This is a genomic window from Paenibacillus sp. FSL L8-0436 (assembly GCF_038593025.1).
GTDB lineage: Bacteria > Bacillota > Bacilli > Paenibacillales > Paenibacillaceae > Paenibacillus_AQ.
This window is the reverse complement of record NZ_CP151955.1, coordinates 219,568-233,641: the sequence shown is the minus strand read 5'-3', so window position 1 is coordinate 233,641 and position 14,074 is coordinate 219,568. Positions and strand designations below refer to the sequence as shown.

The following is a 14,074-nucleotide window of genomic DNA, read 5'->3' as shown; positions in this document are numbered from 1 at the left end:
TGGCCCTGCGCCTTAACTTAATGACATTGCCCTAAGGGTGTCTTCTGTGCAGTACTGCATATTATTTTGCACCTGCTGCGGCGAAAGCCTGCATAGTACAGCAGACGCTTCTTTATGCCTTCAGATCCAGCACCAGCACATTCACCGAGTTAGCAGGCAGATTAAGAACAATATTGCTGCTGTTTAGTGTAATCTCCCGCTCGTCAGGCACGATTCGCTCATTGTTCTTCTGGTTTACATTAGGCACATGTACAAGCTGGGCTTCGCCAGTCAAGGTGATCAGCTTCGCGGCTGCCCCGACCTTCAAATCTTCAAGCTGCAGCTGCGTTATTTTGTCTACATCATCGGCATTCACAAGCTTTACATACACATGCTTCGCGTCTTTTGTAACCGAGTTGAAGATCTCTCTGTTGTAGGCCTCCAGCTTGTAGTCCAGCACCTTGCTGGCTGCTCTGCCATCCGTATACAAACAGATCAGGCTCTCTCCGTTTTCACCACCGTAATTCACTGTAATCGTGTATTCCGTGTTGTCGGAAATCTCTTCATAGCTGGCTGCTCTAAGATTGCCTGCCGCCGTGCTGGAAGAGTAATCGCCCAGGGTATAGGCTTCCACGCCTTGCTTGTACACCTTCACACCGGTAGCATTGCCGCCATAGCTGATAGCATATTCGAGGACGTCCTTGTTCTCCGGTGAAATGTCAGTCAGCCCTGCGCCCACGTAGAAACCGTCCTCCCCCGCGATTCGCGAAGCAACAACCTCCACCTTGTAATCGGTCCAGCTGTCATTCAGGATGTACAGGCCGTTCAGCCCGCTGGCCTGCGCCTTAAGTACAAGCCCTTTATCCGCCTGAACGGTATACCCTGCGGAGCCGGGGATGGTCTGCCAAGCCGGATCCAGCGCCTGTGTAAAGTCCTGATCAAGCAGCACACGGCCATCCTTGTTCGACGTTACGGTCACGCGCTTCACCAGAATATCAGCATTGCCTGCCGCCACTTCAATTCCGCCATGAGGAAGAAGTGCTGCCGGTTTGCCGTTTCTATACGTAGAGAAGGACGTTGCCAGTACTTTATTGCCCAAATATTTGGCATACAGCTGCTGCACATAATAGTTCGGGGTGAACCACACCGTCTCATCGTCGAACCAGATGCAGTCCGGTGTCCAGCGGTAGGTCCCATCCGTCAGTACCTTGTTGAACAGCGGCGCATAGGCGGCGAGCAGAACGACATCCGCATTGTTTTCGAATCCGGTCATAACCGCTGCCTCTGCTACTGCGCCAGCCAGTGTGTTTTTGTCCGTAGAAGCATATTCCCCGACAAATACCTTGGAGGTTTCCTTCCAGTCGATGCTGCCGTCAGCGTTATACGCTCTATAGTAGTAATTATACCGGTCGGCATTCGCAAGCAGATAGTCATTGGAACGGTAGTAATGCTCATCGGCAATCGTGTCCATGTAGTTGCTCTGCTGCCCGTACCAGGTTACCGTTTCTTCAATTACTTTATGCCCGTCGGCAAAAGCCACCTCAGCCGATCCGCTGAGATTGCCGCTCAGGAACTTCCAGCCCTGTTGGTACGCATCATCGTCCGCTTGCGCGCCAACCGTGGAGATAATATGCAGCTCATGCCCCGGATAGTTCTGCTCCATATAGGCATCTATTGATGTCTTGAACACTTCAAAGTTGGCGAAGAACTCTGTACCCCAGTTCTCGTTGCCTACGCCCAGATAGCGCAGATCAAACGGAGCTTCATGGCCCATCTTGCTGCGCATGGCCGCCCATTCGTTATTCTCGAAGTCCATGCTGATGGCGAAGTCGATCAGGTCGGTAAAGTTCTTGATGTAATACTCCCGTAATTCGCCTCCGGCCGGATGGGCGTAGTCCGAACGCGCCTGGCACAGCACGCCGCAAGCCATCACCGGAAGCGGAGTTGCATTAAGGTCTTCTGCCAGCTGGAAATATTCCATATAGCCGAGGCCCATAGTCATCATGTAGCCCCATACGTTGTAATTTTCTTTGCGCAGCTCAACCGCTCCGATGGAATCCTTCCAGTCATACACATTCTCCCAAATAAAGGAGCCTTCAGAGATGCAGCCGCCGGGGAAACGCAGGAATTTCGGATGCATACCGACAAGCGCGTTCACCAGATCTTTTCTCAGCCGGTAGTTCGGGTTGCCCGTATAGTTGGCGTGAGCCGACCGGGAGTGCTCTTCCTCGCCTGCCCCCCATACATCCTGCGGAACCAGAGACACCATGTCGATCGAAATTTCACCCGCAAAAGCAAGCGCAAGCTGGCCAAGAGCCGTAGCCGAACCCGTCAGCACAAGCTTGGCATCCACTCCATATTTCTTCCAGGTATTTCTGCCCTCCACTTTCACGATTACAGAATCACTGATCGCTGACCCGTCCGCTCCCTGAAGCTGCAGCGTAATTGTACCGGCTGACTCTGCCTTCGCCCAGATCGTGAAATCGTACTTCGCGCCCGTTAGTATGGACATGGCACAATTTCCGTTGGAATCAGCAAACCCTTTGTTCTGAATCACGGCGCCATCCGCCACCGTCACATAATAAGCATTTACTTCCGGGTCCTTTACGCCAAAATGTTCATTTAGTCCGCCGCTGTGCTGCGGGAGCATCTTACCGGTATCTCCGGACCACGCGAATAAGGGCTCGCGGTTCCGGCCGGTGGAGCAGCCGCATTCCCCGGAAGTATGGGAATAGGTATCAAAAGCAAAAGATTCGAACGAGCGGTTCTGCACCAGCTCAGCATAAATTCCGCCGTCCGCTGCGTTGTTAATGTCTTCATAGAACAAGCCGTACATCACCTCGCTGACATCGAGGATTTCCTTATTCCCATGGATGGTCAGTGTATATGGAGGCAGGTCCTGCGGCAGCACTGAGACGTCGAAGCTTTTTTCCATAGAGACAGGCCCCCGGGTCAGAACTGCGGTAAGGGTTGCGGCTTGAGCAGAGCTTATTTCCTGAACCTGTCCATTATCCAGAAGCGCCGCAGGCTGGCTAGATTTCCAGCTCACTTCAACTTTTCCGCCCATCAGCGAAGCCGGCAGTGACAAGTCCTTAGTGATTATGGTCGTGGGGAAGGCAAGATACTTGTCTCTGGCCAGCCTTACGATCTCTTCATTACTCAAAGAATCGCACATCACCTCAATGACCTCGTCCATCGACAAACCCGCTTTATAAATCCGCATATCCGAGAGCGAGCCGGCAAAGTCTGCATCCGCAGCAAACTGCGAACGGCCGATAAAGTTGCTGCTGTAGTTGTCCGAATCCGTAAAGGTCGCAAACCATCTGCGCAGCTGGGCATAGTTGCCGCTGGAGGTCTGGCTGATCGAGCCGTCGGCCACGGCTTCACCGTTCACATACACCACCGGACCCGCACTGCTTAAAGTGCCGCCTTGCGTACCCGTTACCGACATGGCAATGTGCATCCACTCGCCCCCGGCAAATCCTCTGCCCGGATCAACGGCCAGATCGCCGCCGGCAGACAGGGTACCGCGCAAATTACGTGTCAGGAACAGATAAGGCCCTTTCTCCCCTTTGCCAAAGTCAAAGATCCGCTCCCATACGTTAGAGCCCTTGGCAAAGTTCACCCATGCAGCAACGGTTATCCCCGTGTTGTCGCTTACATCTTGAAGCAAGTCCGCCGGAAGCCGGACATACGAGGTTCCTGCATCACCACCCGCAAACGTTGCAGCCACTCTGCCGCTCACCTCGGAGATTACCGGTGCTACCTTGCCGAAGGCCTCTCCGTTCCGCCCTTGTCCAGAGCTGTCTTTAGCGATATGGTCTGCATCCTCGAATTTGTAATGTGCAATGATTTGATCGCGGAAATTAGTCATTAGGGTCTCTCCCAACCTTTTATTTAATATAAATATGAATCAGTTTATAAAAATAAATACCATATAGCTATACTACCTCATTAGGCGGTTATTTCTCAACTTTTTTTGCCATACTCGTGGAACTAGCACAAGCCGTATCCAATCCTCTGTGTACTATAGGAGTAAATAGAACAATGAGGTGATCTGCAAATGGGCAATTCAGCAAGAGTGCGCAAGCAGGCAAAACGATTGAAGGGCCGAAAGGTCTGCATTACGCTGCATGACGGGCGTACCTATGTGGGATGGATAACCGGACTCGATCAGGGGGCGCTCATTCTCTCCAAACAGCGCAGTAACCATAAACCACGTAGAGCTTCCACCTCCCGTTCGCAAAAGGCCACAACCTCAGCATTTCTGCCGATGCTCGGATCCTTGCTCGGAGGCTCGGGTGCCGGCGCTGCCGGACTGGGCGGGGGGCTTGGCGGACTGGGCGGACTGATGGGCGGCGGACTCCGCTTCTTCGGAATGATTCAGAAAGCTATGCCGGTGATGAAGATGGGCTACGGCATGATTAAGACAATCAGACCGTTTATGAGTGGGCTTAAGGGATTGATGGGGGGAGGCAGTGGGGTTTAGCAGCTTAGGGGCCGACCAAAGAAGAACCAGCTTTTCCTTCTTTAACAAAGAACGACATCCGTTTCTTCATATATTTTCATACAATATTAAAAAGACACCCCGGGGGTGTCTTTTTTGCGATGTATCCTGTTCACTTCATATACAGCTCAACCAGCTCATAGCATCTTTCCTTAGTGACCCCTGACTGGGTCGCTGCATATTCCAGCGGCTCCATCGTACCGCCTTCAAATTCTGCCGCTGCCTTCGCCGCCGTTTCATCTCTTTCTGTGATCCATTTTAATTGCTTTTCTTTTAATTTGGCCATTTCATCTTTCGGGAGCTGCTGCTTGAGCACCTGGTAAATCTCATTTAGAGCCGCATCCCACCGTCCGTACTCCTTGTCCGCAGCCTCGATCATCGACGCCGTTGTCCCTTCATCAGATAAAGCCTGCAAATCCGTAAGCCCCTCTTCAATCTTATCCAGCTTCTTCAAGTAGTCCTGCTTCATCGATCCGGCGGCAGGCTCCTGCCCGATTGCAGGCGACGTTTCCTCCGGTGTGGCTTCCGGGGTTGTTACCGGGGTTACTTCTGGCGTTGTTACCGGTTCCGGCACCGTTGCTGTTTGCTGCGCAGTCTGATCCGGCTCTGCCGAATTTACCTTGCTGTCTGCATTATTACTGCAACCGGCAAATACTAAACTGCAGGTCAATAGAGTCAATATCATTGTTTTTCTCATGCGTCCTCACCCTATCATCGGTTTATAGTATATATCGTGTGGTTTGGCTTACCTTTTAGCAGAGGCTTATTTGTATATATTACCTGCATTGGCAGCATTGTAATCATCGCAGGTATAGTTAAAGATATACTTTCCTTCCAAAAACTAAAATAGATATACTAGAAACATGAGACAACAACAAATTCTGATCGTTGAAGATGACGAGACTATTGCCTTTGGACTTAAAGTGTTCCTGCTGCAAAAGGGTTTTGGTATCCAACATGCCGATCGGGTCAGTACCGCCAAAAATATGCTGACCGCCAGCCCCCATGATCTGATCCTGCTGGACTGGAATCTTCCTGACGGCAACGGCTATGATTTCTGCTCTTACGTCAAACAGATGTCCGATATTCCGGTAATCTTCCTGACTGTGCGGGATGACGAGCATGATATCGTGCAGGGTCTGGATATGGGAGCCGATGATTATATCGTTAAGCCGTTTCAGCTTAGTGTGGTACTTTCCCGCATCCAGGCCGTACTGCGCCGGACAGGAATCGCCGCCCCTGCGTCAGCCCGCCTCACCTGCGGAGCACTTCTGCTTGATCCGGTCAAAACGCAGGTATTCTGCAGCGGAACAGAGGTGCCGGTGACCGCCGGTGAATACCGCCTGCTGCTGCTGCTTCTGCAGAACAAGAATCAGACGCTGACCCGCAGAGTGCTGCTTGAGAAATTATGGGATGCGGACGGGGATTTTGTCAACGACAACACTTTGACCGTGATGATAAAACGGCTGCGGGAGAAATTAGGCCCTTCCTCCAGCATCAAGACGATTCGCGGCATCGGCTACCGCCTGGAGCCGGATGATGAATAGACTCAGGTACAGCCGGTTTCTCCTTCTGGCCTTCGCCGCTGCCTTGTTTGCCGGACTGGTTATGGGGATTGGCATATCCCGGCTCGTCTCGCAGGCTGAATATACCCAAACGGCGCGGCTCACCGGGACATCCTACAGCCGCCACCCGGAGCTGGAACAGACGTTAGTACAGGGACTGCATGACGGGAATGCCGCCGATTTGCAGACCGGCACCGAACTTCTGCACCGCTATGGGTATACCCTCCACACTTTTAATAACATGAACCGCCTGCTGATCATCGCGGGAAGTGTAGGCCTGTGGATGCTCCTGTTTCTGCTGTTTGCAGCAGTTCAGTATCGACTACAAATCAAAAGAAAGGAAAGAATCGCCGGACTGACAGCTTATCTCTATTCCATTAATCAGGGACAGCACCATATTCTGCCCCGGACTGGTGAGGATGAATACTCTTTCCTGGAAGACGAATTATATAAGACTGTTGTAGAGCTGCGGCATACCCGTGAGACAGCCGTGCTGGAAAGGCAATCGCTCGCCGACAATCTGTCCGATATTGCCCATCAGATCAAGACACCGCTGACTTCTGTCTCTTTGATGGCTGAATTACTGGCAGACAGCAGGCAGAACAGTGCAGACGCCCTGTATGTGGAGAAAATCCAAAGCCAGCTAACCCGCCTGGAGCGTCTGGTATCTTCCTTGCTGACGTTGTCCAGGCTGGATGCGGGAACGCTGGAGCTGCAGCAGCTTCCGGTGGATGTGTACACGATGCTGGCCAGCGCCGCTGAACCTCTGGAGAATATCCTCTCCGGCAGAAGGCAAACCTTGACCCTTCAATCCAGCCCCGCCATCAGCTACCGCGGAGATTACCATTGGAGCTCGGAAGCACTGCTCAATGTACTGATGAACTGTTCGGAGCATATCCCTACTGGCGGCAACATCACTGTATCTTACGCACAGAACCCCGTGTACACACAAATTATAGTGGAGGATTCCGGGGCGGGATTTCCTGCGGAAGAACTTCCGCATATATTCAAACGCTTTTACAGAGGGAGCAATGCCCGCAAGGACAGCGTTGGTATCGGTCTTGCGCTGGCCCATTCCATCATTCAGCGGCAGAATGGCAGCATCCATGCGGAGAACCGGCCGGAGGGCGGGGCCCGTTTTGTCATCAAGTGGTATGCCTATTAATCTTCCACCGTCACCGGAATGTCACCGTGGGCTGGTAGAGTGGACCGTACAAAGGAGGCTCCACCCATGGAAATATTACGTTGTGAGAACTTGACGAAAGCCTACGGTTCGGAACATTCGCTCGTTACCGCCCTTGACTCCGTTCAGCTGTCGGTACAAAAAGGCGAATTCGTCGCCATTATCGGCGCTTCCGGTTCCGGCAAGTCCACTCTGCTGCATCTGCTGGGCGGCGTAGACCGCCCGACCAGCGGTACGATCATGATTGAGGACCGTAACATTGCACAGCTGAACGAAGAAGAATTAGCGGTATTCCGCAGAAGGAAGGTCGGGCTGATCTACCAGTTCTATAATCTTATTCCTGCCTTAAGTGTCCGAAAAAATATTGTACTGCCGATGCTTCTGGACGGAAGACCGCCGGATGAACAGCGGCTGCAGGACATTATCCGCAGCCTGGGATTGGAATCACGGCTCGACCACCTGCCGGGCCAGCTGTCCGGCGGGCAGCAGCAGCGTGTGGCTATCGCCCGTTCCTTGATTTACAGACCTGCTCTCCTACTGGCGGACGAACCGACCGGAAATCTCGACAGGAAAAATACAGAGGAAACGGTCGGGCTGCTGAAATTGTCCCATCGGCAATTCAATCAGACCGTTCTGCTCATTACCCATAACGAGAAGATTGCGCTGGAAGCGGACCGCATTATCACTCTGGAAGACGGCCGCATTGTTTCCGACGAGGTGATCCGGCAATGAATACTATCATCGGAGACTACGTCCGCTCCCATCTCAAGGCGAACAAGCGCAGCACAATGTTCATCTTCACGGCCATTCTGATCGCTGCCACCTTACTCTGCGCCTCTGGTTTTCTACTTTATTCCCAGTGGCTTAACGAGGTGGATACGACCGTCAAGGACCGCGGTAATTGGCATGCCCGTTTAGGACAACCGGTTCCGGCAGAACAGCTGAAATATATTCAGCTCCATCCGCAGGTGGATGAGGTCTATCTGGAATCGCAGCACCAGTCGCTACAGCTGGAGGGCACAAAGCGGCCTTATCTGGATCTGGTACAGCTGAGCGATGCCGCTTGGGAGAACAGCCCGCGTACAGGAAGACTACTGGAAGGCAGGATCCCAAAGAATAAGGGCGAGATCATCGTATCCAAATTATTTTTTGCCGAGAATCCCCAATACCAAATAGGAGACAGCCTTCAGCTTCCCATAGGGCAACGTATGCTGGATGGAAGGCCGGTGGCGGACTATGCCCCACGGCTCCAAGGTGAAACCTTTCAGCCTGCTGGTGAACAAGCATTCATCATTACGGGAACGATCAATGAATCCTCCGTATCCTCTTATCCCTGTTACTCTGCCTATGGCTTCGCGGATATGCAGACGGCTTCACCGCAAGAGCTGTTTAACGTCTCATTGCGGCTACGTAACATCGATGCTTATGAAACAGCTCCGCAGCTGGCCGGGAACATTGGCCAGAAGCCGAATGCTTCCGGAAGCTACGCCATTACTTACAATACACCGCTTCTCGCCTTGTACGGGCTCAAGGGGCCCGGTGTCCATGGCGGAATTGCCCTAACCTCCGGGTATGTACTCTCTGCCCTTCTAACGATGGGGCTGGTGATGCTCCTCTTCAGCATACTGATCTACAATGCCTTTACAGTTACAACAGCAAGCCAAATCAGGCAACTGGGTATTCTCAAAAGCGTTGGCGCAACACCGAAGCAAATTCGCCGCATTGTATTGTATGAAGCCTTGGGACTGGCCTGCATCGCCATCCCCCTGGGACTGCTGCTTGGTTATGCCGGAATGGCCGTTATTATCAAAGCGATCGACGCCCTGTTAGCCGATTCTGCAAACAACCATTTACGCATTGCATTCTCTTGGCCTATCGTAGGCATAGCAGGGTCAGCAAGCTTTGCTACTGTGTTATTGTCCGCATGGACGCCAGCCCGGAAGCTGGCCAAACTGCTGCCGATAGAAGCCATCCGAAATGTCCCGGCTACAAGGAAAGCGGGGAAGACACGCGAATACCGCTGGATACATAACAGACTAAGTGCTGAGGGAGGGCTTGCGTTCAGCGCCTTTGCAGCCAACAAAAAAGCCTATCGCACGACGATAATCTCGCTCACGCTGTTCATTACATTGCTAGTAGGCTTTCAAAGCTTCGCGGTCATCTGGATAGCCGACCAGAAGCTGGCACTGGCCCAGAAACAATACACTTTCGAACTGTCAATGACCACCGTGGAGCAGCCCAATCCGGCTATGATGAAGCTGCTGTCCGGCTTGTCCGGTGTTCAGCAGCAGGTGGTTTACCGGGAGGCTGAACACTCCCTTAAATGGGATAAGCAGCGAATCCATCCGGCCTTTGCCGCTGCCGGTGGATTTCAGGACAGCTACTATCCCGGTGATTCCGGCAGCAGCTTCCCTACCGATCTGCTGCAAGAAGAGGGGCAGCCGCGAATTTTTCTGGAGCTGAAAGGACTAGACAGTGCCTCTTTTGCCGCTTACTGCGCCCAGATTGGGGTAGACGCAGCTCTATTTGCTGATCAGGGTGAGTCTAAGGCTATCATAGTTAACCGGACCAGTGGCAATATTCCCTCTTTTATCGAAAAGTACAACATCCCGGAAACGGAGTATCTTCACCTTACCGCCGGTGATTCAATCACTATTGAAGAAGATCATTTCTCTGACCAGCCGCATACGGGTGGAGAGTATAAGCTTGCAGTTGGTGCGGTGACCGGCCAATATCCGACGCTCGACCAGCATTACTATCCCTTGGATCTGGTGGTGATCGTGCCGATGGACACGTATGAGGGTATTGTTCAGAAACTCAGTATGGAGCGGGCGCTGGATTACCAGAGTATTACCTACAAAATGAACATTCCCCGGGAACAGCTGGCTGTGGCCCGGCAGCAGGCCGGTGAGATCCTGAACCAGTACCTGCCGCCCGAGGATTGGAGCATTACCACCCTGCTCAGCCGGGAGGAAAGCAACCGGGACGCCATCCGTTCCATCGAGCTGCTGGTCGGCGGCTTTGCCATCCTGCTTGGCTGTATAGGCATCACAGGTGCTTTTTCCACCGTATCCGGCAACCTTTCAGCCCGAAGACGCGAGTTCGCGATCCTTCGCAGTATGGGCTTGTCTCCCCGGGGTATGAAACGTATGCTGCGACTGGAAGGACTATACTTTGGATTGTTGCCCTCCCTGCTGTCTATACCGATATTGGCCGGCGTCTGCGGTATTATGCTGCATTACGCAATTGCCGCTACGTGGAAGGACTTTCTGGCCGGGATCCCTTGGCTTCAATTAGCAGGCTGCTTTATCCTCGCCGCAGGCAGCATAGGACTGGCCTACCAAATCACCGGCGCAAAGATACGGCAGGAGAATGTGATTGATGCCATCAAAGATGAGAACTTGTAATTGCACAACATATACTACCCTAAAGAACAAAAGACACCCCTGGAGGTGTCTTTTGTTCTTTTATTACCTTTTTCCATCCTTATTTCAAAGGTGCTTCTAGTTTAGCTTCTTGAGTCCGGTGCCATCCTTCTTCACAACGTAGATATCTTTGTCAATGGAATAGGCGATCCAGTCACCGACAGATGTAGCATGATCGATCCATTCCCAGGTGTCGCCAAACTCCAAGGCCGTCTTCATTTACACTTGTTTGAATTCAATCGCGTTAATCTGCATGCCTGGTTTGACGAAATCAAACTTCATTTCATAGAGGCCTGCTTCCAGCTCAATCTTCACGAGCTTCAGCGTGATCCATCTGCCGTCCGTACCATTGGTTTGAATAGTCGTCACCACTTGATCGTTTAGAGTCATATTGGCTGCACTCTGAGCCAGCTCTGTATCCGGAGACATGACGCTTGCAAAGATCCGGTATACACCCGCTTGATCAACTTTTATGAAGGTCGATCCGGCTGCAGCCGTTTGGACCACTGCATTGTCAGCTACGGTTTGGGCTTGCCCAGCGGCAAGAGCCGGATTCGCCTTGAAGGCATCAACCGTTTCTGCAATCACTTGTTCTCTGGAGAACACAGGTGCCTGCATCAGGAACTCACAAATATTGATAGCGCTGCGCTGCAGCTCTCCACGGGTCAGAGTGCCATTGTCCAGGGATTCAATCGTGTTGTCTCCCCAGACATTGGTTTCTGCACCATAGTTGCTGACAACCATATACAAGTCATTTTGTGCACGGACCATCCAGTTTGTGTTCCTCCGGTCAGCAGGACCTCCATCCACGACATCGTTCATTATCGCCCACCAGTCGGTCATCACGATGCCCTTGAAGCCCCATTCTCCGCGAAGAACCGTAGTATTCAAATCATAGTTGGATGCCGCCCAATGCCCGTTCACCGGATTATAGGAGGTCATAATCGAATTGGCTCCACCCTGTTTTACCGCGATTTCAAAACCTTTCAGATAAATCTCACGGAGCGCCCGTTCGGACACAATCGCATCCACCTTACTGCGGTGCTTCTCCTGATTGTTGCAGGCAAAATGCTTCAGTGTGGCGTTCGAGCCGCCCTTCATAATCCCGCGGGTGCAGGCTGCAGCAAAAACCCCTGAAATCAGCGGATCTTCCGAAAAATACTCAAAATTGCGCCCGTTCAATGGACTGCGGCGGATATTCAGACCCGGTCCCAGCAACGCATCTACACTGTTGCTTAACAGCTCCCGGCCTTCCATGACATACAGCTCTTCCACCAATTCAGCATTCCAGGTTGCTGCCAGCAAGGTTCCAATGGCAACCTGTGTCGCCTTCTGCCCGCTGTCCATGCGAATGCCCGACGGGCCGTCTGCGGTGCAGCCAACCGGAATTCCATAACTGAACAGCTGATCGCTTACTCCACCGAAAGCCGAAGCCGTACCCGGTGTAACGAGCGGACTGCTCATGCCTTCGCCTCTGACAATCGCCGCCAGATCCTGGTCGCTAAGCTGGGCGATAAAAGTCTCCATGCTGACTTTGCCTTCATGGACATCTCTTAATTTATATCCTTGATTGCCGGTTTGCGCTAAGGCTTCAGGGAGATTGCTCTGAATACGTTCAGCCATAGAAACCTTTTGTTTCGGTACCTCTGCATAGGCAAGTTCATAAGAGCCATCTGCTTTGCGGGCTCCCGGGTGCATTCTTGTAAAGCTCTCTGTCGGCGCCAGCGCCTCTTGCAGCTGCTCCACAACCTGAAGAGCTTCCACGCTGTAACCGCTCTGTCCTTCTACGCCCACTTCAGCCAGCGCTTTAACACTGGTTCCCACGTAAAGGCGGTATGTCCCGGCTTCCAGCACATAAGCAGAAGCATGACCGGTCACTCCGGCGTCATCGTAAGAGGCCATCGATTGAACAGGGAATCTTACAGTCAGACGCTGCGATTCACCCGGCTGGAGAAGTTGGGTCTTCACGAAGGCAGCCAAAGCTTTGGCCGGCTGGCCCAGCTTGCCTTGCGGCGCTTCATAATAGACCTGAACGACCTCTTTTCCCGCAAAGGCAGTTCCCGTATTAGATACGTTTACTTCAATAGCAATGTACGCTTCTCCATCTTTGGTGATCACTTTGGCTTCTTCCGGCTTCACTTCAAACCGGGTATACGATAGACCGTATCCAAATTCAAATTGAACCCGCTCCGGGCAAAACGTCTCAAAATAACGATAGCCCACATAAATATCTTCCTGATAAAAGTTCTTGAGTTCATTGCCGTAATTACGGGTCGAGGGATAATCCTCGATGGAATAAGCAATCGTATCGGTTAATTTACCGCTTGGTGCCACTTCTCCGGCCAGCACGTCGGCAATCGCATTGCCACCCTCCATACCGCCCTGCCAAGCATAAATCACACAAGGGATGGGGTGCGCATAACCTTCATCGTTCAACCAGCTCATATCGATAATATTGGAGACATTCAGCACAACGACAGTTTGCTCAAAATAGGCCGTCACCTGCTTCAACATCGCTTTTTCTTCATCATTTAACTGGTAGCTTCCCGGTTCGTTGGCATTATCCTGGTCTTCACCGGCCGTACGTCCGATCACTACGATAGCTTTATTGGATTTAGCTCTTGCCTCTGATACCAGCTCATCGGTTAAAGGCATCTCCTTCTGGTGCCACGGCTCTGCAGCCCAACCCCCGCCGCCATTATCAAACGGGTTGCTCTCAATCCACGTTTCATATACAGCTGCCAACGGCTGGTTAATGGAAATGTTCTGTTTACTCCGAAGACCATCCAGCAGATTGGTTGTATGTGAAACATGGACACTGCCGCCTGAACCGGTTCCGCTACGGTAATAATTCACCTGGGTTCTGCCAAAAATGGCAACGTTGTCGCTTGCCTGAAGCGGAAGAACTTGTCCTTCATTCTTTAACAGCACTGCACCTTCTGCGGCGACGACTCTGCTGAATTCAGCAAACCCTTCTAATGGAACTCCAAAACTTTGTGTGCTCAATGTATTCTCTCCCTATGATCATCTCTATACTTATTTCATCAACTTAATATTAATATACAAGCTCAGCTTCTATAAAAGCAAAGTTTCATCTGTTAATATTGTGAATATTCGGCTTGTTCATCCACCAGACATTCCTAAATACCCAATCCATGAGCGGGTGTTTAGGAAAAGCACGAAGGGACGCGGTCCCCGGCGGCCTGATTTTTATTTTTTACGCCGTTGTTTCGTCATCCGGTTATACATCACAAACGCAGCTATAATCGCGCCGATCATGCCGACACTGGTCGCTGAATCATTGCCCATGCCAAACAGAAGGCACAGGTTGGTAACCACACTTCTCGTAAGCAGCGCGACCAATATCAGCATCAACGGACGCCAAATGTTATATCCTCTCATCCCTGCAACACCC

At 51.9% G+C, this 14,074-nt stretch carries 10 protein-coding genes; 5 read left to right on the top strand and 5 right to left on the bottom strand.

The window, feature by feature from the left end; genetic code table 11:
- Nucleotides 1-112: 112 nt before the first annotated feature.
- Complete coding sequence (locus NSS79_RS01140) at nucleotides 113-3,853, bottom strand: alpha-L-arabinofuranosidase C-terminal domain-containing protein (RefSeq protein ID WP_342437949.1); 3,741 nt, start codon at nucleotides 3,851-3,853, stop codon at nucleotides 113-115.
- 189 nt (nucleotides 3,854-4,042) lie between these two features.
- Between NSS79_RS01140 and NSS79_RS01135 the strand changes: the two genes are divergently transcribed.
- On the top strand, nucleotides 4,043-4,468 hold the full coding sequence (locus tag NSS79_RS01135) for an LSm family protein (protein WP_342437948.1): 426 nt from the start codon (nucleotides 4,043-4,045) through the stop codon (nucleotides 4,466-4,468).
- Between the two features lie 130 nt (nucleotides 4,469-4,598).
- Here NSS79_RS01135 and NSS79_RS01130 read toward each other — a convergent pair whose 3' ends face one another.
- The gene (locus NSS79_RS01130; RefSeq protein ID WP_342437947.1) at nucleotides 4,599-5,183 is read right to left on the bottom strand and encodes a lysozyme inhibitor LprI family protein; all 585 of its coding nucleotides are present in this window, start codon (nucleotides 5,181-5,183) and stop codon (nucleotides 4,599-4,601) included.
- Between the two features lie 166 nt (nucleotides 5,184-5,349).
- Between NSS79_RS01130 and NSS79_RS01125 the strand changes: the two genes are divergently transcribed.
- From NSS79_RS01125 to NSS79_RS01110, 4 genes are all read left to right on the top strand, one after another.
- On the top strand, nucleotides 5,350-6,033 hold the full coding sequence (locus tag NSS79_RS01125; RefSeq protein ID WP_076113435.1) for a response regulator transcription factor: 684 nt from the start codon (nucleotides 5,350-5,352) through the stop codon (nucleotides 6,031-6,033).
- Entirely contained in the window at nucleotides 6,023-7,216 is a 1,194-nt protein-coding gene (locus NSS79_RS01120) for a HAMP domain-containing sensor histidine kinase (protein ID WP_342437946.1), read from the top strand. Before NSS79_RS01125 ends, NSS79_RS01120 begins: the two co-directional genes overlap by 11 nt.
- 66 nt (nucleotides 7,217-7,282) lie before the next feature.
- Nucleotides 7,283-7,966, top strand: coding sequence for an ABC transporter ATP-binding protein (locus NSS79_RS01115; RefSeq protein WP_342437945.1), 684 nt, complete (start codon nucleotides 7,283-7,285; stop codon nucleotides 7,964-7,966).
- Nucleotides 7,963-10,641 (top strand): ABC transporter permease, encoded by a 2,679-nt coding sequence (locus NSS79_RS01110; RefSeq protein WP_342437944.1) that lies wholly within the window; start codon nucleotides 7,963-7,965, stop codon nucleotides 10,639-10,641. Before NSS79_RS01115 ends, NSS79_RS01110 begins: the two co-directional genes overlap by 4 nt.
- Before the next feature lie 96 nt (nucleotides 10,642-10,737).
- On the opposite strand, the gene NSS79_RS01105 is transcribed toward NSS79_RS01110, so the two are convergent.
- The 3 genes from NSS79_RS01105 to NSS79_RS01095 all read right to left on the bottom strand — a co-directional run bounded on the left by NSS79_RS01105 (nucleotide 10,738) and on the right by NSS79_RS01095 (nucleotide 14,061).
- On the bottom strand, nucleotides 10,738-10,878 hold the full coding sequence (locus NSS79_RS01105) for a hypothetical protein (protein ID WP_342437943.1): 141 nt from the start codon (nucleotides 10,876-10,878) through the stop codon (nucleotides 10,738-10,740).
- The gene (locus tag NSS79_RS01100; protein WP_342437942.1) at nucleotides 10,879-13,665 is read right to left on the bottom strand and encodes a glycoside hydrolase family 3 C-terminal domain-containing protein; all 2,787 of its coding nucleotides are present in this window, start codon (nucleotides 13,663-13,665) and stop codon (nucleotides 10,879-10,881) included. It abuts the gene before it with no gap.
- A 204-nt stretch (nucleotides 13,666-13,869) separates the two neighbouring features.
- The gene (locus NSS79_RS01095) at nucleotides 13,870-14,061 is read right to left on the bottom strand and encodes a hypothetical protein (protein WP_038584764.1); all 192 of its coding nucleotides are present in this window, start codon (nucleotides 14,059-14,061) and stop codon (nucleotides 13,870-13,872) included.
- Nucleotides 14,062-14,074 lie beyond the last annotated feature (13 nt).